At 46.9% G+C, this 26,190-nt stretch carries 25 protein-coding genes; 9 read left to right on the top strand and 16 right to left on the bottom strand.

The genetic code is table 11. From position 1 onward, the window contains the following. Window positions 1-49: 49 nt before the first annotated feature. The 4 genes from R7Q41_RS09010 to R7Q41_RS08995 form a co-directional block, all read right to left on the bottom strand. Window positions 50-481 (bottom strand): hemerythrin domain-containing protein, encoded by a 432-nt coding sequence (locus tag R7Q41_RS09010; RefSeq protein ID WP_005379185.1) that lies wholly within the window; start codon window positions 479-481, stop codon window positions 50-52. Window positions 482-585: 104 nt separating this feature from the next. Next, complete coding sequence (locus tag R7Q41_RS09005) at window positions 586-783, bottom strand: hypothetical protein (protein ID WP_017821108.1); 198 nt, start codon at window positions 781-783, stop codon at window positions 586-588. 8 nt (window positions 784-791) lie between these two features. After that, window positions 792-968, bottom strand: a complete 177-nt coding sequence (locus R7Q41_RS09000; protein WP_318144473.1) for a DUF1328 family protein — start codon at window positions 966-968, stop codon at window positions 792-794. Window positions 969-1,013: 45 nt separating this feature from the next. Next, window positions 1,014-1,565, bottom strand: coding sequence for a BON domain-containing protein (locus tag R7Q41_RS08995; protein ID WP_005379174.1), 552 nt, complete (start codon window positions 1,563-1,565; stop codon window positions 1,014-1,016). 436 nt (window positions 1,566-2,001) lie between these two features. Here R7Q41_RS08995 and R7Q41_RS08990 point away from each other — a divergent pair, with 436 nt between their 5' ends. Further along, the gene (locus R7Q41_RS08990; protein WP_005382945.1) at window positions 2,002-3,345 is read left to right on the top strand and encodes a sigma-54 interaction domain-containing protein; all 1,344 of its coding nucleotides are present in this window, start codon (window positions 2,002-2,004) and stop codon (window positions 3,343-3,345) included. A 93-nt stretch (window positions 3,346-3,438) separates the two neighbouring features. Here R7Q41_RS08990 and R7Q41_RS08985 read toward each other — a convergent pair whose 3' ends face one another. The 3 genes from R7Q41_RS08985 to ftnA form a co-directional block, all read right to left on the bottom strand. Then, window positions 3,439-4,632, bottom strand: coding sequence for an NAD(P)/FAD-dependent oxidoreductase (locus tag R7Q41_RS08985; RefSeq protein WP_005382944.1), 1,194 nt, complete (start codon window positions 4,630-4,632; stop codon window positions 3,439-3,441). A 179-nt stretch (window positions 4,633-4,811) separates the two neighbouring features. Beyond that, complete coding sequence (uspB, locus tag R7Q41_RS08980; protein ID WP_005379169.1) at window positions 4,812-5,135, bottom strand: universal stress protein UspB; 324 nt, start codon at window positions 5,133-5,135, stop codon at window positions 4,812-4,814. A gap of 91 nt (window positions 5,136-5,226) precedes the next feature. After that, window positions 5,227-5,754 carry a non-heme ferritin gene (ftnA, locus tag R7Q41_RS08975; protein ID WP_005379167.1) on the bottom strand — a complete coding sequence of 176 codons (528 nt, stop codon included), beginning with the start codon at window positions 5,752-5,754 and terminating at the stop codon, window positions 5,227-5,229. Window positions 5,755-6,036: 282 nt separating this feature from the next. Between ftnA and uspA the strand changes: the two genes are divergently transcribed. Beyond that, entirely contained in the window at window positions 6,037-6,462 is a 426-nt protein-coding gene (gene uspA / locus R7Q41_RS08970) for a universal stress protein UspA (protein WP_005379165.1), read from the top strand. A 64-nt stretch (window positions 6,463-6,526) separates the two neighbouring features. Next, a complete protein-coding gene (locus R7Q41_RS08965; RefSeq protein WP_017635030.1) occupies window positions 6,527-7,405 on the top strand; it encodes a carboxylate/amino acid/amine transporter in 879 nt (292 codons plus the stop codon). Between the two features lie 69 nt (window positions 7,406-7,474). Here the strand turns inward: R7Q41_RS08965 and R7Q41_RS08960 are convergent, their stop codons facing one another. The 3 genes from R7Q41_RS08960 to R7Q41_RS08950 form a co-directional block, all read right to left on the bottom strand. Beyond that, entirely contained in the window at window positions 7,475-8,047 is a 573-nt protein-coding gene (locus R7Q41_RS08960; protein ID WP_318108454.1) for a hypothetical protein, read from the bottom strand. Between the two features lie 186 nt (window positions 8,048-8,233). Beyond that, window positions 8,234-9,013, bottom strand: a complete 780-nt coding sequence (locus R7Q41_RS08955) for a class I SAM-dependent methyltransferase (protein WP_053303431.1) — start codon at window positions 9,011-9,013, stop codon at window positions 8,234-8,236. Between the two features lie 89 nt (window positions 9,014-9,102). Beyond that, window positions 9,103-12,228 carry an EAL domain-containing protein gene (locus R7Q41_RS08950; RefSeq protein WP_318108456.1) on the bottom strand — a complete coding sequence of 1,042 codons (3,126 nt, stop codon included), beginning with the start codon at window positions 12,226-12,228 and terminating at the stop codon, window positions 9,103-9,105. Window positions 12,229-12,341: 113 nt separating this feature from the next. Between R7Q41_RS08950 and asnC the strand changes: the two genes are divergently transcribed. After that, window positions 12,342-12,806: a transcriptional regulator AsnC gene (gene asnC / locus R7Q41_RS08945; protein ID WP_005389595.1), complete on the top strand. Its 465-nt coding sequence runs from the start codon at window positions 12,342-12,344 to the stop codon at window positions 12,804-12,806. A 66-nt stretch (window positions 12,807-12,872) separates the two neighbouring features. Here asnC and prlC read toward each other — a convergent pair whose 3' ends face one another. Further along, window positions 12,873-14,915, bottom strand: coding sequence for an oligopeptidase A (prlC, locus tag R7Q41_RS08940; protein ID WP_054575420.1), 2,043 nt, complete (start codon window positions 14,913-14,915; stop codon window positions 12,873-12,875). A gap of 399 nt (window positions 14,916-15,314) precedes the next feature. On the opposite strand from prlC, the gene R7Q41_RS08935 reads away from it, so the two are divergent. Next, window positions 15,315-16,154: a 23S rRNA (adenine(2030)-N(6))-methyltransferase RlmJ gene (locus R7Q41_RS08935; RefSeq protein WP_047103871.1), complete on the top strand. Its 840-nt coding sequence runs from the start codon at window positions 15,315-15,317 to the stop codon at window positions 16,152-16,154. A gap of 259 nt (window positions 16,155-16,413) precedes the next feature. Continuing rightward, entirely contained in the window at window positions 16,414-17,769 is a 1,356-nt protein-coding gene (gene gorA / locus R7Q41_RS08930; protein ID WP_005379157.1) for a glutathione-disulfide reductase, read from the top strand. A gap of 81 nt (window positions 17,770-17,850) precedes the next feature. On the opposite strand, the gene R7Q41_RS08925 is transcribed toward gorA, so the two are convergent. Beyond that, complete coding sequence (locus tag R7Q41_RS08925; RefSeq protein ID WP_182039706.1) at window positions 17,851-18,756, bottom strand: LysR family transcriptional regulator; 906 nt, start codon at window positions 18,754-18,756, stop codon at window positions 17,851-17,853. A 121-nt stretch (window positions 18,757-18,877) separates the two neighbouring features. Between R7Q41_RS08925 and xapA the strand changes: the two genes are divergently transcribed. Then, window positions 18,878-19,702, top strand: coding sequence for a xanthosine phosphorylase (xapA, locus tag R7Q41_RS08920; RefSeq protein ID WP_182039705.1), 825 nt, complete (start codon window positions 18,878-18,880; stop codon window positions 19,700-19,702). Between the two features lie 105 nt (window positions 19,703-19,807). On the opposite strand, the gene R7Q41_RS08915 is transcribed toward xapA, so the two are convergent. Together R7Q41_RS08915 and R7Q41_RS08910 are read right to left on the bottom strand one after the other, a co-directional pair. Continuing rightward, window positions 19,808-20,419, bottom strand: a complete 612-nt coding sequence (locus R7Q41_RS08915; protein WP_005394384.1) for a bifunctional 4-hydroxy-2-oxoglutarate aldolase/2-dehydro-3-deoxy-phosphogluconate aldolase — start codon at window positions 20,417-20,419, stop codon at window positions 19,808-19,810. A 9-nt stretch (window positions 20,420-20,428) separates the two neighbouring features. Beyond that, window positions 20,429-21,805 carry a GntP family permease gene (locus R7Q41_RS08910; RefSeq protein WP_170890705.1) on the bottom strand — a complete coding sequence of 459 codons (1,377 nt, stop codon included), beginning with the start codon at window positions 21,803-21,805 and terminating at the stop codon, window positions 20,429-20,431. A 153-nt stretch (window positions 21,806-21,958) separates the two neighbouring features. Here R7Q41_RS08910 and R7Q41_RS08905 point away from each other — a divergent pair, with 153 nt between their 5' ends. Both R7Q41_RS08905 and edd read left to right on the top strand, forming a co-directional pair. Further along, the gene (locus R7Q41_RS08905; RefSeq protein WP_005379140.1) at window positions 21,959-22,483 is read left to right on the top strand and encodes a gluconokinase; all 525 of its coding nucleotides are present in this window, start codon (window positions 21,959-21,961) and stop codon (window positions 22,481-22,483) included. Continuing rightward, entirely contained in the window at window positions 22,483-24,279 is a 1,797-nt protein-coding gene (gene edd / locus R7Q41_RS08900; protein ID WP_182039704.1) for a phosphogluconate dehydratase, read from the top strand. Before R7Q41_RS08905 ends, edd begins: the two co-directional genes overlap by 1 nt. Before the next feature lie 1,174 nt (window positions 24,280-25,453). Here edd and R7Q41_RS08895 read toward each other — a convergent pair. Both R7Q41_RS08895 and R7Q41_RS08890 read right to left on the bottom strand, forming a co-directional pair. Next, complete coding sequence (locus tag R7Q41_RS08895) at window positions 25,454-25,783, bottom strand: SMR family transporter (protein WP_005478614.1); 330 nt, start codon at window positions 25,781-25,783, stop codon at window positions 25,454-25,456. Further along, on the bottom strand, window positions 25,780-26,184 hold the full coding sequence (locus R7Q41_RS08890) for an SMR family transporter (RefSeq protein ID WP_005379135.1): 405 nt from the start codon (window positions 26,182-26,184) through the stop codon (window positions 25,780-25,782). The genes R7Q41_RS08895 and R7Q41_RS08890 overlap by 4 nt, the downstream gene beginning before the upstream one ends. Window positions 26,185-26,190: the final 6 nt, after the last annotated feature.

The raw sequence follows: 26,190 nt of genomic DNA, 5'->3' as shown, positions 1-26,190 counted from the left end.
TTGAGTGCCTTCCCGTGCCGAAATGGCACGAAAAGGTCCAACACTCTACCTAGCTTGCCATCTCTTCAACATAACCATCCGCTAGTTTCATTTTCTGCTTATCGGTCATTACCTTACCGGCTAACTGGAAGAAACGCTGCTCTTCTTCCTCAAGATGGTGCAACACTTTGTGACGCAAGGTTTTCATTAGGTTGAGCCACGCTGGCGAGCTCATATCGGTTGCATCAAGCTGTGCAATCACTTTATCAATTTCATGATGCTCTGCGATGCCATGGCGAGTGAGATCAATGGTCTTATCGCTATCTATTAAAGGCGCGTAGAAAAATCGCTCTTCTGCCGCTGCGTGCTGTTCGAGTTCCTCTTTAAGGTTGTGGTAAAACTCTTCACGAGCGGGGGAATCTCCAGACGTTTCCATCAGAGCATCGAGTAAAAGGCGCTGCTTTTCATGACTCTCTTTCAGTACATCAAATATGTTTTTCATCTTTGACTCCTTATCTGATTGTAAACAATTGGGACAAAAGGAAGGGCGGTGATTGACCGCCCCTCTCTTACATAGCTATGCGTAAAAAACCTAACCTGATTCGGCTAACAGTCTTGGTCTTCAGCGTTTAGATTTTCTTTAATGTTTTCACATTCATCTTCAATCGCATTTTGGGTTTCTTCGGCGGCTTCATCTATCTTTTTGCCGGCCTGTTCCATTGGCCCTTCTTCACTACAAGCTGCCAACGCAAACACCAAACCGAATACTGCGGCGATACGGTAAACAAATGACGTAAGTCGCATGGAATCTCCTATCTATTTACGTTTTTTCTTCCCAGCAGAACAATCACTATTGATACAATTAATGACAATAGGAATAGGTAAAATATCACTTGCGCGATAGAGGCAGCAGCTCCTGCAATACCGGTAAAGCTTAATAGTGCAGAAATTAGTGCCAGTGCCAGAAAAATAAACATCCAACGAACCATAGTGTTACCTCCTAATAAAAGTGGGTTAAATCACTCGGCTCGCTATTATTGAACCACTTCTAGCTTATCAATCACCTTATTTACGTCATTGGTGTTATTTGCAATTGAAATTGCAAGATCATGCTCCGCATCTGAATTAACTTTACCTGCCAACGTTACCGTTTTGCGTTCTGTCGTTACATCAATATCCGTACCACTCACATTGGTATCCATTAGTAGGCGCGTTTTAACTATAGTCGTGATTTTAGAATCGGTCAGTGTAGCTAAAGCTTCTGAATCAGTTTCTTTCTTGCCTTCATTCACTACTGACAATTCGTTGTTTACTTTTTTCACACCATCAAGACCAGTAACAAGCTCTTCGGCAAGTGATTTTTCAAGATCATTGTTTACCGAACCAGAAAGGGTAACGACCTGATTCTCTACATCGGTATTGATATCAAAAGAGTTGAGATTGCTGTTTAGCAGTAGTGTGGTTTCAGCTTTACCATCTAGCCAAGCGTCCATGGATTCTTTTTCCCATTTATCACTCGCTAAGACTGCTGTAGATGAAGTAGCAAGAACTGACGTAAGTACAATTTTAGCTGCGATGTTATTCATGGTAATTCTCCTTTATTGACGTTGCACTTCCCTAGGAGCAAACCATGTGCCAACTTTATAACTCATTGTTTTTAATTGACTAATAAAGGAAAGAGGTAAAAATGAGATGAGCAATAAAGTATAAGCATGAATTATTTACACGTAAAAAATGTAATTTTTAATCGGTGATAAAGCCTCCGTCACTTGTGCCTAAATAACCTGATAAAACAGAAAGGCTATTTCTCCAGAATCAATTAATAGCAAAATTATTATTTAAAAAATAAAAATCTGAACAAAAGGAAATATCTACTGATGGCTCTCACCGATATATATCAAAAAGGGGCTAACAACATAAAAATACCGAACAAATCCTTAAATCTATGCTGACAATATTTTGTCTTGTGAAGTGAGAATAATCCACGTACATTGTTTCTGTCATAGTAAAGAGGACATTTCTATGTCGATGCCAAGCCTGTTTCTAAGAATACAAGATCCATCACTTAAAAATGCCATCGCTTCTTGCCAGGAACTGAACAAATTTCGTCTGCATGACATCGATGCCGCAGACCAATGGATTGAAGATTTCCTACAACTCAAACCGGAAGTTGCGATTGTTGAAGTCGCCCACTTTACTAGTGCAGATTATCAACGTCTTTCTAATATCGAAGACATCTACGATATGGACTTGATCATCATTAGCTCAGGCGCTCCAAACGAGAACTTGGATAAGCTGATGAACTTGGGTGCTATTTTTCACTACAGAAAGCCCGTTGATATTGCCATTCTGACGGACACCCTGAGCGAAGTCAGCCAGTACTATCAACACAAACAAGATCAAGGGCGTAAAGTGTCCACCAGCGATCTTGACCAATTTGGTCTTTTGGTCGGCTCTTCCTCTCCGATGCATCAGCTCTATCGTATGATCAGGCGCGTTGCTAAAACAGAAGCCAACGTCCTTATTGTCGGTGAAAGTGGATCAGGCAAAGAACTGGTGGCGCAGACCATCCACTTAGCGAGTGAGCGTAAACAACAGCCCTTTATAGCGATTAACTGTGGTGCCATTAGCCCTGAATTGGTTGATAGTGAACTGTTTGGCCATGAGAAAGGCGCTTTTACCGGAGCAAATAAAACTCACCAAGGTGTATTTAAGCAGGCAGAGGGCGGCACCCTATTTTTAGATGAAATCACCGAGATGCCTATCGAGCATCAAGTGAAGCTATTACGGGTGCTAGAAACCGGAGAGTATCGCCCAGTTGGCAGTAATACGGTTCATATCGCTAATACTCGCATCATTGCTGCTACAAACCGTGATCCTAAAATCGCCATTGAGGAGCAGTTCCTGCGTGAAGATCTGTTTTTCCGCTTATCGCATTTCCCATTAACGATACCGCCACTGCGAGAACGAGGCGGTGATATCGTCGGTCTGGCCAAGCACTTTATCGCGCACCGCAACGCCAATGAGGCAAAAACCAAAACGATTCTTGACTCTGCGATCCAAAAAATCGCTGCACACGACTGGCCAGGTAATGTCCGTGAGCTCAAACACACGATCGAGCGTGCATTTATTTTGGCTGATGACACCATCCGAGATGAACACCTTATCTTCGACACACCACCATTGGAAACAGGCACCAGCATCGAAGACCTTGTTCCGGCGGGCGTTTCGCTAGAAGAGCTAGAAAAAGCCGCCATTCTCAATACCCTTGAAGAGAATCAAGGCAATAAAACGGAATCAGCGCAGGAGTTAGGCATTAGCGTGAAAACGCTCTATAACAAACTCGAAAAGTATCAAGACGAGTAACTCGCTATGGGAATACAAAAAGAGCACTGACTTTTATTCAGTGCTCTTTTTGTATCTTATCTTTTATGCAGTTAGGCTGCGTTTGGTGTTTGATTAAACCCACTGCCCCGCAACAAAGCCGCTCGACCAGCACCACTGAAAATTGTAGCCCCCTAGCCAACCAGTCACATCCATCACCTCACCAATAAAATAAAGCCCTTTAATGTCTTTGCATTCCATGGTTTTCGAGGATAAGTGATCAGTATCGACACCGCCGAGTGTCACTTCCGCAGTTCGGTAGCCTTCAGTGCCATTCGGGGCGATATCCCAATGCTCTAGGCGCTCCACAATCGCCGCAAGCTCCTTTTGATTGAACTGTTTTAGCGGTTTATCGACTAGCTCTTTACGTTCAATTAAGACTTCAACCAGACGCTTAGGCAGCACTTTGGCAAGCGTATTCTTGAGTGACTGATTTGGATGCTTCTCACGACTGCGTTCTAATAACTCAGCAACATCATCGTTTGGCACAAGATTGATCAACACCTTTTGTCCGGCCCGCCAGAATGAAGAAATCTGTAACACTGCTGGACCAGATAACCCACGATGTGTGAACAACAGGGCTTCTTTGAACATGGTGCCATCTTCAGCCGTAATTTCCGCAGGTACCGCGATACCGGATAACTCAGCAAAGTCTTCTTTGTCTTCTTTATGCAGAGTAAATGGTACAAGACCTGCCGTGGTTGGGATAACTCGAAGACCAAATTGTTCCGCGACTTTATAACCAAATGGTGTCGCTCCCAGTTTTGGCATCGACAAGCCACCTGTTGCGATAACTAAAGACTCACATTCGACAATCTCAGTACCAGCATGCAAACGAAAGCCTTCATCAATTTTTTCAATCGAATGAACATCGCATTGGTAACGCTGCTCGATGTTCGGCATGTCACACTCAGCTAACAACATCTTCACGATATCTTTGGCCGTAAATGCATCGACACAAAACAACTGGCCGTGATCACGCTCTTCGAACTCAATGCCATGTTTACACACCATCGAGATGAAATCCCAGTTAGTGTATTGGGAGAGCGCCGACTTAACAAAGTGCGGGTTTTGACACAAATAGTGATTAGCTGAAACGTCGTAGTTAGTGAAGTTACAACGACCACCGCCCGAGATAAGGATTTTACGTCCTGGCTTTTTAGCATGATCGAGCACCAAAACACGGCGGCCTCGCTTGCCTGCTTCTGCAGCACACATTAAACCTGCTGCGCCTGCGCCAATTACAACAACATCAAATTTCTTACTCATCGGTAGCTCTTAGACTGATTGGTATCGAATCAAAATAAAAAAGGATGTGCACATTGCACATCCTTGCTTTCTAGGCGCGACATTCTACCGACAAATACCGAAAGGGAAAAGCGCTTAAACTCTAAGCGCTCTGTATGTCCGCAAAATCTCAGACAGAACAACTTCTGGATTATTGACTCTTAGAGAATGAAGGCCGCAAGTAGCGTCACGCCGAGCAACGCGGTCGATAGAACAAACAATTCACGCACTCTTTCACACTTACCAGTAAAAATTTCATCGTGGTGATGATGATATTCTTTACTTTTAATGTAGTGATACAACCTCACCTGCTTGGTGACATTTCCATGAGTGGTAAAAAAACCATTACCATCAACTTGCTGATATAACAGCGGATGCGCTTCACGCATGATATAAATTAGAGAACGAAGAGCGGTGAGATACCGGACCATATTAACTCCAGTTACCACCATTAGCGCAAATAAGATTGTGTCTCCACTGATCATCTTTTCCTCCCTACATCTTCAACAATGCTCAAGAGAAAAAGACGATCAACACTTCGTCTTTACCCGCTACTTACAACGTCCCAAAACGCGTTTACGCAGCTGGAGCATCCATGATTGAAGATGAACCTTCTTTCGCCATTTGTGCTAGATCTTTGTCAATGAAGAACAACGCTTTACCGTCTTCACCTACCAGTTCGATCTTATCTAAAATCCCTTTAAACAACTTCTCTTCTTCGTGCTGTTCTGACACGTACCACTGTAGGAAGTTAAACGTTGAGTAGTCTTGGCTAGTAAATGCAACGTGCGCCAGTTTGTTGATTTTTTCCGTGATCATTTGCTCATGTTCAAATGTCTCGCGGAAAACGTCACCTAGGCTCGCAAAGTCATGCTTTGGCGCATCAATAGCGCCTAAGATTGGCATTGAGCCAGTTTCACTCACGTAAGTGAATAGGCGTTGCATGTGCTCCATTTCTTCTACGGCGTGAGCGCGTAAAAATTCAGCCGCACCTTCAAAACCTTTGTCTTCACACCAAGCACTCATTTGTAAGTATAGATTGGATGAGAAAAATTCTAGGTTAATTTGCTCATTCAATTGTTCGACCATAGTTTGAGACAGCATGTTAACTCCTATTATTGTGCATGCAATATACCCAAGTAACCTCGAAATAAATGACGCTGCGAGAATAGCTTGGTCTGGCAGACACGGCGAAGTTTCACTTCAACTCTAGTCAGTAACACTACGCTTATTTCAGCATATCAAAGTCACTTGGGTATAACGCCACTATAACATGATTACTGAGACAAGACTTTGTACCTACGGCACCGATATGAGATCACTTCAGCAAATTTTTTTTGGGGTTGGTGCTAATCTAAAACTATGACCTTACAAGGAGATAGCAATATGAGTTACAAACACATACTTGTGGCAGTCGACCTTTCAGACGACAGTAAAGTGTTGATTAAGAAAGCCGTATCACTGGCTAAACCTCTGGATGCGAAAGTCTCTTTTATTCACATCGACGTGAACTACGCAGAACTCTACACCGGGCTTATCGATATCAATATGGCAGAAGCGCAACATCAAGCAATGGAAGCATCGCGCACACAATTGGCAAACTTCGCTGAATATGCGCAATACCCAATTGCCCATACTTTAGTCGGTAGTGGCGATTTGAGTAATGAGCTGTGCGATACCATTCAAGATTACAGTATTGATTTGGTGGTTTGTGGTCATCACCAAGATTTCTGGAGCAAGATTCTATCTTCGACTCGACAGCTGATTAACTGCTCACCAGTCGATATGCTGGTCGTACCGCTAAAAGACTGATTGGCGCAGCGATAAAACTTGGTTAGACTGCGGGCACATTTGTTGTTGATAAAGATTCTCATCCATGGCTTATCTATCCGCAGTTACCCTACTTTGGGCATTCTCATTTAGCCTGATCGGCGTTTACCTCGCCGGTCAGGTTGATTCTTGGTTCTCGGTGTTCATGCGCGTGGCACTGGCGAGCCTGGTTTTCATTCCCTTTTTGAAATTCCGTGGCGTTAGCAAACCCCTGATCGCGAAACTGATGACCGTCGGTGGCTTCCAGCTCGGCTTGATGTATTGCTTCTACTACCAATCTTTTTTGCTCCTTTCCGTGCCAGAAGTATTGCTGTTCACCGTATTCACACCCATTTACGTCACGCTAATCTATGACTTCTTGAAAGGTCGCTTTTCACCTTGGTACTTAGTTACCGCTGCAATAGCCGTATTTGGTGCCGCCTGGATTAAATTTGCAGGCATTAATGAAGATTTCCTACTGGGCTTTTTGGTCGTACAAGGAGCAAACCTCTGCTTTGCCATCGGTCAGGTGGGCTACAAATATATCATGGAGAGTGAACCCGTCGATTTGCCACAACACACCGTGTTTGGCTACTTCTACTTAGGTGCACTTTGTGTAGCAACCGTGGCTTTCGCGCTCATGGGTAACCTCGACAAACTACCTACCACTGCAACACAATGGGGCATTCTGACATACCTTGGGTTGATTGCTTCTGGTTTTGGTTACTTTGCTTGGAACAAAGGCGCGACTATGGTGAACGCAGGTGCACTGGCAGTAATGAACAATGCATTGGTTCCGGCGGGCTTGATTGTAAACATTGTGATTTGGAACCGCGATGTTGATGTCATGCGACTCGCCATTGGCGGTGCGATCATCATGCTATCCCTATGGATTAACGAAACCTGGGTGAAAAAGCGCGTAGAGATGAGCTACGCCAATAAGTAACGCAGCTAATCCTATAAACATTTCGACAATAAAAAACGCTCTCCGACTGGAGAGCGTTTTTTTATTTGATTAATGCACTTTGGCTTGTGAGATTGCGTTCATCAAAGCATTAGGTGGCGTTGGCAGCAACACTTCTAGTTTCGCATTACGCGCTTCCAGTTTACGCTGACGCTTAAGTAACTTTTGTTGTTTTTTCGCCACTTTTAGCAACTTCTTTTGCTGCTTATAGTGCTTTTTCAGTGCTTTTTTCGCTTTCTTGAGCGATTTTTTATCCGCTAAATCAAACCATACTGATGCGTCGGCTCTTACTGGCTCCGGAGATTTTTCGGCTTGTTTTTTCTCTTTCACGCGCTCAACAACACGCTTCACAATCGCGGCTTTTTCGTTGCTTTGTTTAGTGGTCACTGGAATCGCTTGTGATGGCAGAGCTTCAACCAATAAGCCACATGCTTGTTGCTCACTCAATGGCTTGTCTTGGCATTTTTGTGGAGGAATTGCGGCTGGCTTACAAAGGGTATCTTTGGCCGATGAAGAGCGTGCGCAAGAGCGACAAACGAACTTAGGTGCGACGACCAAACGGTGAATGTCACCCAAGTTGGCCGCAATTTGTTTGCGGTTCATCTTACATAAGCGTTTAGACATTCGACTACTCCAGCTTCCCAATTATCGACAGCATCACAACAAGTGAAATAATAATGATTCTTAGTTAGATATACAGTCAGAGTGTCGAATTAGCAAGTGAAAACTATCAATAGTGTTCAGGAAAGAATGGCAGCGTCACAGCACTTGGTTCAATGCTGTGACGAGAAGTTTTTGCGAGTCAGGAGGTTATGCCATCGAGGCTTTGACGTAGACGTCGAAACGATTCTTTTTGGTTTCAATCGCCATGCTTGGCTTTTGCTCGTTCAGCCAATTCGCGTAGTCCGGGCGCTTAACTACTACACGCTTTGTGGCTAACGCCATGGCTGGTTCTAGTAGGCCATCGGCGTCCAAATCAGCGCCAACCAACGATTGGAAAACGCGCATTTCTTTTTTCACGAGCGCCGACTTCTTTTTATTTTCTGGGTGCGGATACATCGGGTCAAGATACACCACATCTGGCTGGACAAAGTCTTTATCTTGCGCCAATTGTTCCAGCGCATCATGGCTAGAAGCATGGATTAGCGACATGCGCTCAGATACCCAGGTGCCGATTTCTGGGTCTTGTTTCGCTCGATCCAAGCCATCATCTAACAAAGCCGCTACGACTGGATGACGCTCGACCATCTGCACTTTACAACCTAGCGAGGCGAGCACAAACGCATCACGACCAAGACCTGCCGTGCCGTCTAACACGGTTGGCGTTGCCCCTTTGTTCAACCCCGCAGCTTTCGCAATTGCCTGGCCTTTACCACCACCGAACTTGCGACGATGACCGACCGCACCACCAATCAAATCCACAAAGATTGCACCCAGCTTTGGCTCATCCACTTTACGTAGCTCCAAACGCTCGGTGGTTAGCACCAAAGCAAAATCGCTATCGTCAGTGTGTGAAAGCTGCCAACGCGCAGCGAGTTCATCAAGATGAGATTGTTGAGACGGGTTTTCACAGATCAATTGCAGTTGCAAAAGGAGGCTCCAATAAAAATCGAGGTAACTGGCGCTGAGTGTATACCTAAGTTACCTATTAATGCTAGGTTGAGCTTGCTACGCAGAGGTTATACAGCCGTCAGTTGCTCCACTAGCTCAGAAAGCGGCTTAGGATGGCCAATACCGTAGCCTTGGCCGTAGTCCACACCGAGGTCTATCAAATGCTGCATGACCTGGTCATTTTCGACAAACTCCGCCACCGTCACTTTGCCTAGTTGTTTCGCCAAGTCATTGATTGAACGAACCATCACGCGGTCCATTTCATTTACGTTGATATCTTGCACGAAAAGACCATCAATTTTCACGATATCGACAGGAAGTTTCTTTAAGTAACCAAATGAAGACAATCCAGATCCGAAATCATCCAATGCAATCATGCAACCCAAAGCCTTTAGCTTGGTAAACAGCTCAATGGCTTGATCCAGATTGCTCATCGCCGCTGTCTCGGTGATTTCTAAGCAGATTTTTTCACACGGCAGAGTCGAACTTTCCAATCGCTCCAATAAGAAGTCAATAAACTCTTGATTCCCCATAGATTGACCTGAAAGGTTTATCGAACAGCGACCAAGCTGTTCAATCACCTCAGGACGCTGTTCAAACCACTCTAGCGTTTGAGTAATAACCTGCTTATCAATCCAATGGGCAATGTTGTAGCGCTCGGAAGCAGGGATAAACAGCGCAGGAGAAACATAATCACCGTACCCATTGCGAATACGCACCAAAATCTCAAAATACATTTGAGTCTCGTGCTTTTGTAAGCTTTTTATCGGTTGAGCAAACAGTTCTAAACGTTGATTCGACAATGCCTCATGCACCAAATTGACGCTCTGCATTTCCATCTGACGACGCTGCAACTCTTCGTTATCTAAGCTGAATAGATTATAGCGGTTACGGCCTTGCTCTTTAGCGGCGTGACAAGCAGAGTCTGCTTGAGCGTGCACCATTTGTGGCGTATCAGCGGTATGATCGATGATACGGATACCAATTGAGCAACTGATGAACAGGCGTGTGTCTTCCCAAATAAAGAGGTGTTCGCTTAGTGTCGAGATGATCAGTTTGGCAATATTGATGGCGCCATATTCGTCACAGTCTTTGAGTAACACCGCAAACTCATCGCCTCCCATTCGAGCCAAGATGGAATTGTACGGCAGAACGCCTTCCAGCATACTGGCGCAGAATTGAATCGCCGCATCACCTGCATCATGCCCAACCGTATCATTGAGGACTTTTAGCTGATCTAAGTCGAGGTACAGCATGGCGTGGACTCGACGATGGCTGTCCACTTCGCACAGTGCGGTCTTAAGCTCTAGTTCAAAATGGTTTCTGTTGTAAGTCCCCGTCAGTAAGTCATAGCGAGCTTGGTATTCCAATTTCTCGGAGAGCAGTTTGGTTTCGGTAATATCTTCGCCCACAATCAGCAGTTGCTCAGATTCACTCAGCGGACGAATATTCTCGCGCACCCAAACACGATGACCATTTGCATGACGATACTCGACTTCACGTCGCCAAACACCATGCACTTGCTGGTTGGGTTGCAATAACACTTGGCGAGGGAACAGCACTTTGTCATCAAAATAGAACTCCCTCAGGCGATGTCCGAGCATGTCCATCGGTTTGTAGCCAAGAAGTAGTTGAGCAAATCGATTCACTTCTTGAATTCGGTTATTACTATCAAGCGTCACCATCATCACGGGCTGCTGCTCGTAATAGTTGCGTAGGGTTGACTCACGTTGGTAGAGCTTGTCCTCCATCAATTTACGACTGGTAATATCGCGCGCTTCAAACAAGTATTGCTTATGATTCCCTACTTGCTGAGAAAAAGGCTTGAGCGAAACTTCTAACACCAATGCGCCGTGTTCTTTACTCCAAATTTCAGCTTCAAACGTCGACACTTGATGGTGAGGCGCGTGGAAATACTCCTCTAGCAACGCTTGTGCTTTTTCACTCCAGTTGGGGTGAAACCAAAGTGGTCGGTCTAAGCGCAGTCCTTGGTGATAAAGTAAGGATTGAAGGTGATCGTTGCCCGATTTAAGCACACCGTTGGCATCCAAAATGCCCATATACTGCATGCTCTGATCGAAAATCGATTCTAGAATAGCCTGGCTTTCTCGCGCAGCGCTCTCACTGCGACGCATCCGCTGTAAATAATAACCCATCAGCAAAATGACCACCGACATCACCACAAACAGACTACCAAACAGGCGAATTTCCTTGGCAAAACGTTCAGAAAGCTTCATTGGCTTATTAAAAAATACCGCAGAAACCTCTTGTTCAGCCCCCAATCCCCAACGCGCTACCGCTTGGTAATCGAGCTTTATTTCAGAATCACTTTTTTTCACCTCAGGCAGAGGCTGATCAGGGTTATCCAAAACGAATTCAAGCATCTCTGCACTCTCAATACCATGCCGATAACCACTTTGAATAACCCCTCCAACTGCGCCATGACCCAAACCAATGTCATGCACCATAAACAGCGGCGCGTTTGAGACTTTGTTGACACCAACCCAGTCACGCTCGCTGCCTACCATACCTTGTTTATCTCGGTAATAGGTCCAGAACAAGACGACTTTATCGGAACTCAGTTTTGCGACTTGTTGTTTTAGATCGATGATGCTGTCTGGGACAAGTTGTACGATTTTGTCTCGATATTGCGGGAGCTTGAGGACAAAATTGTCGATTTGATAACGCAACACCTCACCGGTCACCGAGTGGTCACTGACGATGAGAACTTGTGTGTAGTTCGGATGTAAGCGCTCAATAAGAGCGAGATTCGCTTCCAAATCGACATCTTCCATGACTCCGGTTGCATTCAGAGAACGATGTAAAGAAGGATGGTAGTTATTAATGCCGTTAAATATAACTGGGGTGTCTTTGATGATTGGGGCTAAACGCTGCATGAGTTCAAGCGCATTGTTATCGCTCACTAAAATGGCATCGAATCGCTCTTTGCGTAATTTCGTAAGATATAAGGATTTTAGTTGTGCAAAAAACTGCTCACTCTGGTTACGTTTCGAGTCTAGATAGAGCACACGCATGTCCAGCGCTCGATCGCCCAGCTGTTGCTCGATGCCTCGCTGTATGGAGTCCGTCCAGAAAAAACCCTGATGATAGGAGTGCACGACCAACACCTTCGGATCTGAGGCCGTAGCAAACGCGCTCCAACATAGCGCGGCAATAACCAGAAAACGCTGCACATTATCTCCATAGCTCGGAGTTAACCCGCAGTTACTCCTGCCAAACCTTGTGAATCCTATCCGCTATGAGTATAAAAGGGAGGTAAAACTCTATCCCTAACGGAAATCATAGTATGAATGCGAGCCTGCCAAAACTCGACGACCTTGACCGCGCAATATTAAAAACACTAATGGCTGACGCCAGAACGCCCTACGCAGAAATGGCAAAGCAGTTCGATGTCAGCCCTGCCACTATCCATGTGCGTATCGAGAAGATGAAGTCGGCGGACATCATCGAAGGAACGGAGGTGATCATCAATACTAAAAAGCTTGGCTACGATGTGTGCTGCTTTATTGGTATTAACCTCAATGCAGCTCGTGATTACCACTCCGCGTTAGAAAAACTCAACGCGCTCGACGAAGTCGTTGAAGCTTACTACACCACGGGCGCGTATAACATATTCGTCAAATTGATGTGCAAATCGATTGAAGAGCTGCAATTTGTACTGATCGACAAGCTGCAAGCCATTGATGAGGTTCAGTCCACGGAGACATTGATATCGTTGCAGAACCCGATCAACCGCAACGTAAATCCGTAAAATTTTTTATAAAAAATGTACAAAAAAGGCCAACCGTTCGGTTGGCCTTGATGTTTTTTGCTCAATTTACGCCGCAATACCCGAATGGCGCAACAGTGCGTCGATTTGTGGCTCGCGGCCACGGAAGCGCTTAAACAGCTCCATTGGCTCTTCACTGCCCCCCATTTCTAGAATGTTGTTCAGGAAGCTTAGGCCCGTCTCTTTGTTGAAGATGCCTTCTTCTTCAAAGCGAGAATACGCGTCTGACGACAGCACTTCAGCCCATAGGTAGCTGTAGTAACCCGCACTGTAGCCACCAGCAAAAATATGGCCGAAGCTGTGTGAGAAACGCGCCCACTCAACCGCAGGAACTACCGCGACTTTCTCTTTCACTTTTGCCAGAGTTTCCAGTACACGCGCACCCACTTCTGGGTCATATTCGGTGTGAAGCGTGAAATCGAACAAGCCGAATTCTAGCTGACGCAAAATACCCATCGCAGATTGGAAGTTTTTCGCTGCGAGCATTTTGTCTAGCATCGCTTTAGGTAGCGGCTCACCTGTCTCATAGTGACCAGAAATGAACGCCAGCGCATCCTCTTCCCAACACCAGTTTTCTAGGAACTGACTTGGTAGCTCAACCGCATCCCAAGGCACGCCATTAATACCTGAAACAGCACCTGTATCAACTTGCGTCAACATGTGGTGGATTCCATGACCAAACTCATGGAATAGCGTCACGACTTCATCGTGCGTGAACAGTGCTGGTTTGTAGCCCACTGGACGGTTGAAGTTACACGTTAGATACGCAACCGGCGTTTGCAGCTCGCCAGATAGCGTAACGCGACGACCACGACAATCATCCATCCACGCGCCGCCACGTTTGTGTTCACGAGCGTAGAGATCTAGGTAGAAGCTGCCACGGAGTGTGCCTTCAGCATCAAAGATATCGAAAAAGCGCACGGACTCATGCCAAGTGTCTACGCCTTCGCGCTCAGTAACGGTCATGCCAAACACGCGGTTTAGCACTTCAAACAGACCGCTCACGACTTTTGACTCTGGGAAGTATGGGCGCAGTTCTTCATCCGAAATTTGGAACAGGTGCTGCTTTTGTTTCTCGCTGTAGTAAGCGATATCCCAAACGTTCAGCTCTTCAACACCAAACTCACTTTTCGCAAACTGACGTAACTCTTCGACTTCACGTTCACCTTGCGGTTTCGCTCGTGTCGCTAGGTCATTCAGGAAGCCCAGCACTTGATCCGGCGTTTCAGCCATCTTTGTTGCTAACGACTTTTCACTGTAAGTATTGAAACCTAGCATACGTGAAATTTCATGGCGCAGTTTTAGCTGCTCAGTAATGATTTCTGAATTATCCCATTTGCCTGCGTTTGGACCTCGATCAGAAGCGCGCGTCACGTACGCTTCGTACACTTCTTTACGCAACTCTTGGTTATCGCAGTACGTCATGACAGGTAGGTAAGATGGGATATCTAGCGTAATGAGGTAACCATCTAACTCTTTTGCTTCTGCGGCAGCTTTCGCTGCTGCCAGCGCCGATTCTGGCATACCTGCTAGGTCTTTCTCGTCTGTGATGTGCTTGGTCCAACCCATGGTGGCATCCAGCACATTGTTAGAGAATTTAGAGCTCAGCTCAGACATACGTTTGCTGATCTCGCCGTAACGGTGCTGCTCATCGGATGGCAAACCAATGCCTGATAACTCGAAATCACGCAGTGCATCAGTGATGGTTTTCTGCTGGGCACGAGTTAACGTTGCAAATTCCTCGCTCGCTTTGATGGTTTTGTACGCTTCGTACAACCCTTTGTGCTGACCAACCCAAGTGCCGTACTCTGACAAAATTGGTAGGCAACTTTCGTAAGCTTCACGTAGCTCTTCGCTGTTCACTACCGAGTTCATGTGACCCACTGGCGACCAGATGCGGCTTAAGCGATCATCCGCTTCTTCAATTGGCGCAATCACACTGTCCCAAGTTGGGTGAGCGTTGTCTTGTAGAACTTCATCGATTTTTGCTCGGCAGTCAGCAATCGCTTGCTCAACGGCAGGCTTGATGTGTTCTGGTTTAATTTGAGAAAACGGAGGTAGGTCCGTAAACGTCAGAAGAGGATTAGACATGAATAATTCCTTTTGTGTTTTGACTCTGTGATTGCCTGTCTATTTTGTGTAGATAGGCCAACTCAATGTACAGACGAGCCAGCAACATGGATTGGGGGAGCTCCGTTCCCTTTCTCTATGCCGCGATGACCATCATATAGTCAACCAGCGCTACTCTGTCCTTGAGTCTTGTTATACCTAAATGAAATTTCACACCCTTTTGAGTGCGAGAAACTCACCTAGTTCAATTCGATTACCAATAGTAAGTGTGGGTGACTTAAAGAAATTTCAATAGCGTCCCCTTATCAGAGGAACAGATTTGATTGGAAGTTCTACATCTTTAAGTTACTTGAGTATAATACCGCCATAGAGTGAAAATCACAGACCACACTCAGCCAAAGAGTGTTTCGAGAGTTTAATTTGTTAAGTTACCGCCACAGCTTCCACGCTGGCAACCATGCCGACGTGGTCAAACACATCGTTCAAAGCCTCATTCTTGATGCGCTGAAACAAAAAGATAAGCCATTCGTTTATCACGATACCCACTCGGGTGTGGGCCGTTACGATCTGACTCACGAATGGTCTGAAAAAACGGGTGAATACAAACAAGGCATCGCACGTATCTGGGATAACCCAAGCATTCCCAAAGACATCAAAAGCTACATCGATGCCATTAAAGTGCTCAACAACGGCGAGAAGCTGCGTTACTACCCAGGCTCACCACGTGTAGCGCGCGCGCAAATCCGCCCACAAGATCGTATGGTGCTGACCGAGTTGCACCCAGCCGATCACCCATTGTTAGAGCAAGAATTCCATCGTGATCGCCAAGTGAGCATCTTCAAAGAGGACGGATTCCAACGCCTCAAAGCAAGCTTACCGCCACAAGAACGTCGTGGTTTGGTGCTGATTGACCCACCATACGAACTCGCGAAAGAGTACCGCGATGTGGTGCGAGCGATTCATCAGAGCCATAAACGTTGGGCAACCGGTATCTACGCGATTTGGTATCCAGTGGTAAACCGTCACGACATCGAAGATATGATCGAAGGTTTGGAAGCACTCGGTATTCGTAAAATTCTGCAAATCGAGTTAGGTGTTGCACCAGATACCAACGAGCGCGGCATGACGGCATCCGGCATGATTGTGATTAACCCGCCATGGAAACTGGAAAGCCAGATGAAAGAGATTCTGCCATTCCTGCAAGACGCGATCGCACCAGCAACTGGCCACTGGAAAGTGGACTGGATTGTGCCAGAGTAAGCACTTCAGTACTGCTATCTTCAAGCGCAACGATATTCTCGTTGCGCTTTTTTATGCTCTCACCTTCTCCCTCCAGTCGTGCTTATTCTTCTTTTTGTGCCTCTCATCGCTATTTGTCATAAGTATTGTCGCTTTTTCCCATTTAGGAATTAGTCGAATTCGATTTATGATAGTGGGATAACGGTGGCATTGAGTTCGGGCAAGGTCATCCCAATCTATCTATGTACCAGATAAAATTTATAAGCTCTTGGAGAAAGTAATGGCGACTCATTTTGACTATATCTGTATCGGTGGCGGCAGTGGCGGCATCGCATCTGCAAACCGTGCGGCGATGTACGGCGCGAAAGTTGCGCTAATCGAAGCTCAAGACCTTGGCGGTACCTGTGTAAACGTAGGTTGTGTACCGAAAAAAGTGATGTGGCATGGCGCGCAAATCGCAGAAGCGATGAACCTGTACGCAGAAGATTACGGTTTTGATGTCGACGTGAAAGGTTTCGACTGGAGCAAACTGGTTGAGAGCCGTCAGGCATACATCGGTCGTATTCACCAATCTTACGATCGCGTTCTTGGCAACAACAAAGTAAACGTGATTAAAGGCTTTGCTAAGTTTGTTGACGAAAAAACTGTCGAAGTAAACGGTGAACACTACACAGCAGATCACATACTGATCGCGGTTGGTGGTCGTCCTACTATTCCAAACATTCCAGGCGCTGAATACGGCATCGATTCAAACGGCTTCTTCGACCTAGCAGAGCAACCAAAACGCGTTGCGGTTGTGGGCGCAGGCTACATCGCAGTTGAAATTGCTGGCGTACTGCACGCGCTAGGTACAGAAACGCACCTGTTCGTACGTAAAGAGTCACCACTACGTAGCTTCGATCCAATGATCATCGATACGTTGGTTGAAGTAATGGACGCAGAAGGTCCAAAACTGCACACCCACTCTGTACCAAAAGAAGTGGTAAAAGAAGCCGATGGCAGCCTAACTCTGCACCTAGAAAACGGTGAAAGCCAAAACGTTGACCAACTGATTTGGGCAATCGGTCGTCACCCAGCGACAGACGCAATCAACCTAGCGTCAACCGGTGTGGCAACGAACGAAAAAGGTTACATTAAGGTAGACGAATACCAAGAAACCAACGTGAAAGGCATCTACTGTGTGGGTGACATAATGGAAGGCGGTATCGAGCTAACACCAGTAGCAGTGAAAGCGGGTCGTCAACTTTCTGAGCGTTTGTTCAACAACAAACCAAACGCGAAGATGGACTACGATTTGGTACCAACTGTGGTATTTAGCCACCCACCAATCGGCACTATCGGTCTTACAACGCAAGAAGCGGAAGAGAAGTACGGCAAAGACAACATCAAAGTCTACACATCTGGCTTTACGGCGATGTACACCGCCGTTACTAAGCACCGTCAACCATGTAAGATGAAGCTTGTATGTGCGGGCGAAGAAGAAACGGTTGTTGGTCTGCACGGCATCGGTTTCACGGTAGATGAAATGATCCAAGGCTTCGGCGTAGCAATGAAGATGGGCGCAACCAAAGCAGACTTCGACTCTGTTGTGGCTATCCACCCAACGGGCTCAGAAGAGTTCGTAACGATGCGTTAATTACGCGCTAATCGCATTGCTGATTTCAGCGAATCATTTGAAAAGGTCATCTTAGGATGACCTTTTTTTGTTATCCCATGCTTAACTCGCATTCTCCAATAACGTGCGAATAAACTCGGCTTTGATAGCACTCTCCTGCTTACCGTCATGAATCAGACACAAGTCTGCACGCAGTGATTCTTTCAGATTGATAAAACGAATTCCATGCCAATGATGCTGAGAAAACGTCGACGGCACCAACGTCACGGTATTGCTGTTTGCCACATACGCCATCAAGGTGCTTGGCTCCACCACTTGTTTGCCAATATGGGGTGAAAAGCCTTCTTGCAGACAGGCATTGATGATGAAGTTTGCCGAGGCAGAATTCGCCAGACTCATAAACGCAAACTCACACGTCTTTAAATCTTGGAGCCGCAGCAAAGATTTGCTGGCTAACTCATGTTGCTCCGACACCGCCACCACAAACACATCTTTGCCCAAAGATACCGACTGATACGGATAAATGTTGAGTGCATCAGCAAAACGCACAATGCCCACATCGATTTTCTTCTCGCTCAGATGCTTCTTTTGCGTCTCTGGGTTAAGGTCAAAAATGTCGGCGTGATAAGTGTCATGCTCAGCATGGAAGCGCTGTAACAGACGATCAAATCCGCCCCAAAATGCGCTACTTACCATACCAACTCGCAAGATGTTTCTCTGGTTCAACCCCACTTGCTGAACTTGATTGAGCGAGACATCTAAGGTCTGAAAAATCAGTTGGCATTTGGACTCCAACAATCGTCCGGCCTCCGTCAGCATGACGTTTCTTGAATCACGCTCAAACAGTTTGACGTTAAGCACCTCTTCCAACTCTTTGATGCGATTGCTCAACGGCGAATTGGTGATATTGAGGTTCTCGGCCGCCTTAGTGAAATGCTTGGTTTGTGCGACCTCGTAAAAGTAACGCAGCATCTTCAGCGTCACGCGCTCAAATGGTTCTGACTTCATGCATTGAGTCCTAGCGAATTTCATCATCCTCTTTTTAAGGATGATAGTAGCGAATAAAGCAAAGATAACCAGCGCAGAAAGTCACACAATGGAATCAACACACAACCAGAAGGTGACTAACATGAATCACGATCCAGTAATCGGCGCGCTACAAACCATTCGCGAACGCAAACCAAACTTCCAACCTAAAGCGGCGTTTATTTTAGGCTCTGGCTTAGGCGTATTGGCAGACGAGCTACAAGACAAAGTGGTCATTCCATACGAAGAGCTCGAAGGCTTTCCGGTTAGTACCGTGCAAGGCCACTCTGGTGAGTTGGTGCTTGGTACCATGGGCGGCGTAGACGTAGTGTGCATGAAAGGTCGCGGTCACTACTACGAACACGGCTCAATGAAGGTCATGACCACGCCCGTGCGCACCTTTAAAAAGCTGGGCTGTAAGTTTTTGCTCGTCACCAACGCGGCAGGCTCACTTCGCCCTGAACGCATCGACGTCGGTTCTCTGGTGGTATTTCATGACCACATCAATACCATGCCTGAATCGCCAATGATCGGTCCGAATGATGAAGAGTACGGCCCGAGGTTCTTCAGCCTCGCCAATGCGTACGACAAAGACCTGCGCGCAGAAGCGTTTGAAGTTGGCAAAGCCAATGGCATTCACCTGAATGAAGGTGTGTTTGTCTCTTACACAGGCCCCAACTTTGAGACCGCAGCCGAAATCCGCATGATGCAAATCATCGGTGGTGATGTGGTGGGCATGTCGGTCGTGCCAGAAGTGATTTCTGCGGCGCATTGCGGCTTACCCGTATTGGCAGTGTGTGCAATCACCAACATGGCAGAAGGCTTGGGAGATGTAGAATTGTCTCACGCCCAAACATTGAAGTGCGCGAAGCTAGCCGAAGCAGATTTCATTCGCTTTATTAAGCGCTTTATGAAGCATCACTTCTAAAACCGTTTCATTCCCAAAAGCAAAAGGGTCATCAAGTAACTTGATGACCCTTTTTCGTATCACGTTTTCTAACGTTCGGGGGTATTTCGGAGCCGTTTGTGCGTTTTACTTAACTGCGCGAACCAATTCAGCAATGCCTTCCCAATCGCCGTTGTCCATCATTGCGGTTGGCACCATCCAAGTACCGCCACAAGCTACAACCGATTTCAGCGCTAGGTAATCTTCCACGTTGGATGGGCTTACGCCACCTGTTGGCATGAATTCCACTGGGTAAACCGCCGTGAGTGCTTTCAGCATGTTTACGCCGCCTGATGGCTCAGCAGGGAAGAACTTCAACGTACGCAGACCCATTTCCATCGCTTGCTCAACCAAGCTTGGGTTGTTTACACCCGGTACGATAGTCACGCCACGTTGCTGACAGTATTTCACTGTGGTTGGGTTGAAGCCTGGGCTAACGATAAAGTCCACGCCCGCTTCGATTGCGATGTCGACTTGTTCTGTGGTCAGAACGGTGCCCGCGCCAATCAACAGTTCTGGGTACGCTTCACGCATGATGCGAATCGACTCCGCCGCCGCTTCGGTGCGGAATGTTACTTCCGCACATGGTAAACCGTTTTCTACCAACACTTTTGCCAGTGGCAGAGCGTGTGCTACGTCGTTGATTGCGATAACTGGGACGATTTTGATTTCTCTTAATCGTTGTTCAAGTGTTGTCATGGGGAACCTCTAAAGAATAAAGCTTAATGTTGCGACGATAATAAACGCGATACCGCCAAGTAACGTTTCCATTACCGTCCAAGTTTTTAATGTGGTTTTCTCATCCATCTCAAGGAGACGAGATACCAACCAGAAACCAGAGTCATTGAAGTGAGACAGTACCGTTGCACCACCCGCAATCGCGATTACGATAAAGCAAAGGTCGAGTTCACTCAAACCTGTTGATGCTGCCACAACTGGCGCGATAAGAGCCGCCGTAGTGGTTAGCGCTACGGTTGCCGAGCCTTGAGCAACACGCAGACAAGTTGAAATCACAAACGCCGCCACAATCACAGGCATACCTGTGTCTGTAAGAACGTCAGCCAGTGCATCACCAATACCGCTTGAGCGCAGTACGCCGCCAAACATGCCACCTGCACCCGTGACTAGGATAACACCACAGATAGGAGCCAATGACTCACCACATAATTTTTCTAGTTTTGCCATGCCGTAGTCTTTGGCAAACACAGCCAGACAGACAATCAAAGTGATCAGCAACGCGACTGGGGTTTTACCTAGCATACGTAGGAACTCAACCAGTGCCGTTTTGCCATCAATCACACCCGCAACCGCCAGTGTGTTCAATACCGTATCCAAACAGATTAGCAGGACTGGCAGCACAAGGATGGTCATAACCGTGCCAAATTTTGGTGCGTTGCGCTCATCCACCATCGCTTCGCCATTAAAGAAGGCTTTAGATAGTGGGATATCGAATTTTTTGCCCGCGTACAAACCAAATAGGTAAGCGCCAAGGTACCAAGTTGGAATAGCCACCAGAATACCCACCACCAATAACAGACCGATGTTTGCGCCAAGGAATTCTGCCGCTGCAACCGGACCTGGATGTGGTGGAACAAACGCGTGCATAACCGCAAAAGCACCGGCTGCTGGCAACGCGTATTTAATTGGTGAGCCACCAAAACGAGCCGCCACACTTAGGATGATAGGCATCATCACTACAAGGCCAGCATCGAAGAAGATTGGGAAGCCAAACAGTAATGAAGCGACGCCCAAAGCAAATGGTGCGCGCTCTTTACCAAAGCGACCAATCAAAGTGTCTGCCAGCACTTTCGCACCGCCAGTCACTTCAAGAATTTTACCGATCATCGCACCAAGACCAACCAGCAATGCCACGGAAGCCAGAGTACCGCCGAACCCACCCATCATGGTCGATACGACTTTCTCTGAAGGAACGCCAGTGGCGATTGCCGTACCTAAACTCACCATAGTAAGGGAAGCAAAAGCATGGACTTTCAGTTTAATGATCAGAACGAGTAACGCTGCAATGGCAAGGCCTGCAATCGTCAGTAGGAACGTAGGATCTGGGGCTAGGGTTAATTGCTCCATAGGTTCACCTTTAAGAATTATTGTTTGTGTTATGGTTCACATTTATTTCAGTTACCGGTAACATGTTACCGATAACATGAATAAGATAAACCCATATTTTAAAGTGAATTCAAAAATTGAGATCACGCGCAAATTTGGTTATGAGGATAAGTTATGGCTGGTAGTAGTGTCATCGTTATGGGCGTTTGTGCTAGTGGTAAAAGCACAATTGGTGAGCATCTAGCGAAAAAGCTAGGGCGTAAATTCATTGATGGTGATGATCTTCATCCACGAGCGAACATTCAGAAAATGGCATCGGGCCAGCCTCTGAACGATGATGATCGCAAGCCATGGCTAGAACGCATTCGTGATGCGGCGTACAGCCTAGAAAGCAAAAACGAACACGGAATTATTGTCTGTTCAGCACTGAAAAAGATTTACCGCGATCAGATCCGCGAAGGCAACAACAACGTGACCTTCCTGTTCCTTGATGGCGATAGGGAGTTGATCCTTAATCGCATGCGTATGCGCAAAGGCCACTTCATGAAAGAAAACATGGTGAAGAGCCAATTCGAGACACTAGAGCGCCCAGACAACGAGCCTCAAACTCTGATCGTCAGTATCGACGGAGACATCAGCGACGTGGTGGAACGCTCTGCCGCTGAGCTAATCAAAATGCAAGCGATCGAGGTGGCGTAATGACTCACTCTGTTGTTCTTGAGATCACACAACGCTTGACCGAGCGCAGCCGTGAAGCGCGCGCTGCCTTTCTTACTCGCACCGAAGTCCAAGCCGAAGCAGGTAAAGGCCGCGTTGGTTTATCTTGTGGTAACTTAGCCCATGCAGTCGCCGCTTCTTGCTCTTCTGAAAAGAAAAATATTCTCGATTTTACTCATGCCAATGTCGCGCTGATAAGCGCCTACAACGACATGTTGAGCGCCCACCAGCCGTACCAAGACTACCCAGCACAAATCAAAAAAGTGCTGGCGGACTACGGCCATACGGCGCAAGTCGCAGGTTGTGTGCCAGCGATGTGCGATGGGGTGACTCAAGGTCAAGCAGGCATGGATATGTCGCTGTTTTCGCGTGACTTAATTGCGCAATCAACGGCGTTGTCTTTGAGTCACAATGTCTTTGATGCCACATTACTGCTTGGCATCTGTGACAAAATCGCACCGGGGCAACTGATGGGCGCGCTGTCTTACGCACACCTACCAACGGCGTTTGTGCCAGCGGGTCTGATGGCAACAGGCATCAGCAACGAAGAGAAAGTCGACGTGCGCCAAAAATACGCAGCGGGAGAAGTCGGCAAAGACGCTCTGCTGGATATGGAGTGTCGCGCTTACCACTCTGCGGGGACGTGTACGTTTTACGGCACCGCCAACACCAACCAGTTGGTGTTCGAAGCCATGGGCTTGATGCTGCCAGGTTCGGCATTCATTCATCCCCATACCCAACTGCGTAAAGCGTTAACCGATCACGCGGCTCTGAAAATCGCCTCAATGACGGCGGGTTCTGCACACTTCCGTCCGCTGGCCGAGGTGGTCACAGAAAAGAGCTTGGTCAACGGCATCATCGCTCTACTTGCATCTGGCGGCAGCACCAATCACACTATTCATATGATTGCCGTGGCGCGTGCTGCTGGCATCTTGCTCACGTGGCAAGACATCAGCGATCTGTCGGATGTGGTTCCTTTGTTAGCTCGCGTTTACCCGAACGGCCCAGCCGATATGAACGCGTTCCAAGACGCGGGTGGCGTGCCTGCGTTATTGCACCGCTTGAACGAATCCGAGCTTTTGCATCGCGATGTGAAACCCGTGTTTGGTGAATTTGAAGACCAAATGACGCTACCGAGCCTTGTCGATGGCCAACTGACTTGGACACCGTGCCAAGGCAGCCAAGACGGTGACGTGATCGCCAAACCAGACGCCACATTCCAAAATACTGGCGGCACTCGCGTATTGACTGGCAACTTAGGCAAAGCCGTGGTGAAAGTGTCTGCGGTGAAAGAAGAGCAACGCGTGATTGTGGCACCAGCGATCGTATTCCAATGCCAACACGAAGTGGAGGCCGCGTACAAACGTGGCGACCTGAACAAAGACTGCATCGTTGTGGTCACACACAACGGCCCAGCGGCAAACGGCATGCCTGAACTGCACAAGCTGATGCCAATTTTAGGGAACGTGCAAAAAGCGGGCTTTAAAGTGGCGCTGGTGACGGACGGTCGTTTATCTGGTGCATCCGGTAAAATTCCGTCTGCGATTCACGTTTCTCCAGAAGCCATTCGTGGTGGCGCGATTGGTTTGGTGCGCAACGGTGATTTGATTCGTCTGGATTGCCAAACGGGTGAACTGAACAACTTAAGCGACACCACTGGTCGCGAGTTGATTCATTTCGATACCGAATCGACCCAACAAACTTGGGGACGAGGTCTGTTTAGCGTGATCCGCCAAAACGTATCGAGTGCAGAAGAAGGCGCAAGCTTTATTGTTTAAGGCGAGAAGAAAGACTTCGTCGTTCCGACGAGCCCAAGCAAGATCAGGAATTTAATATCAACGTGCTGTGAAGCCAGAGAAAACTCCTCTGCCACAGCACTTTTTGTTGGTAGATTCTGAATCACGCTCGTCCCTCGCTGTTCAGAATGACGAGCGTTGGGATTGGCCTCGGTTCTTTTTAAAAATGAATGAGTCCGTCATTCCGACGAGCCTAAGCAAGATTAGGAATCTACTATCAACGTGCTGTGAAGCAAGAGAAAATCCCCCTCTGTTACAGCACTTTTTGTTGGTAGATTCTGAATCACGCTCGTCCCTCACTATTCAGAATGACGAGCTTTGAGATTGGCCACCGCTATTTCTAAAAACGAATGAATCCGTCATTCCGACGAGCCTAGGCGAGATCAGGAATCTAATATCGACATGCTATGACGTCAGAGAAAACTCCTCTGCCACAGCACTTTTTTGTTAGTAGATTCTGAATCACACTCGTCCCTCGCTGTTCAGAATGACGAGCTTTGAGATTGGCCACCGCTCTTTCTAAAAACGAATGAATCCGTCATTCCGACGAGCCTAAGCAATATCAGGAATCTAATATCAACGTGTTGTGAAGCCAGAGAAAATCCCCTCTGCCGAAACACTTTTTGTGTTGGTAGATTCTGAATCACACTCGTCCCTCGCTGTTCAGAATGACGAGTTTTGAGATTGGCCACCGCTCTTTCTAAAAACGAATGAATCCGTCATTCCGACGAGCCTAAGCGAGATCAGGAATCCACTATCAACGCGCTGTGAAGCCAGAGCCCCCCCTCTACCACAGCACTTTTTGTTGGTAGATTCTGAATCACGCTCGTCCCTCGCTGTCCAGAATGACAAGCTTTAGGATTGGTCACTGCTCTTTCTAAAAAAGTGAATCCGTCATTCCGACGAGCCTAGGCGAGATCAGGAACCTAATAGCAAAATGCTGTGAAACCAGAGAAAGCACCTCTGCTACAGTACTTTTTGTTGGTAGATTCTGAATCTTGCTCGTCCTTCGCTGTTCAGAATGACAAACTTTGGGGGTTGATCACGGTTCTTTCTAAAAAATGAATCCGTCATTCCGACGAGCCTAGGCGAGATCAGGAACCTTGCTCGTCTCTTGCTGCTCAGAATGACGATATCTAGCATTCAGTAAATTACATCAAGCGGTCTTCATCACTACGACGGCAGCAATCACCACAAAGATACCAAACCAGCCGATTGGCTTGAGTTTCTGCTTAAACAGCAAGGCTCCACCCACTGCGGTACCCAAGATACCGATCGCACCCCAAGAGGCATAAGCAATGGCTAAGTCGATCTCTTTCACCGCTTGTGCCAACAGCGTGAATGCTGTCAGTACCAACACAATCGCCGCAATGCCCCAGCCTTTATATTTAAAACCTTTTGAGCGTGTCAGCGCCATATTGGCCATGATATCGACCAAGGCAGCCATCACGACAAATCCAAATGACATCGTAAAAAATTGACTCATGATTCGCACCTTGTACTAGTAGAAAATGAACGTTCTTTTGCCGGTTTATCGGCATTTTTCTTGGCGTTAGGTTGACCATGTGATTCCCCTAAGGTCACACACACAATGCCAACAACGGCTAACATCAAACCAAACAACTCTTGATGGTTTAAGTTGGCATCAAAGGCGATGATCGACACCACGGTGATCAACGAGATACCTAACCCTTCCCAGACAGCGTATGCCACACCGATAGATATTTTCTTCGCGGCAAACGCAAGAAAGTAGTAAGAGATTGCGATCAGCACATACATTACGATGTAGCCCCACCACCCGTGCCCTTGTCCGATAAGAGACATAGTGCTGGTGCCAGCTACTTCGGCAACGATGGCGAGCAATAAAAATAGACGTGCAACTAGCATGATTAA

It is taken from the genome of Vibrio sp. 2096 (assembly GCF_033339595.1).
In the GTDB taxonomy this organism is placed as follows: Bacteria; Pseudomonadota; Gammaproteobacteria; order Enterobacterales; family Vibrionaceae; genus Vibrio; species Vibrio alginolyticus.
This window is presented reverse-complemented; position numbering and strand designations above follow the sequence as displayed.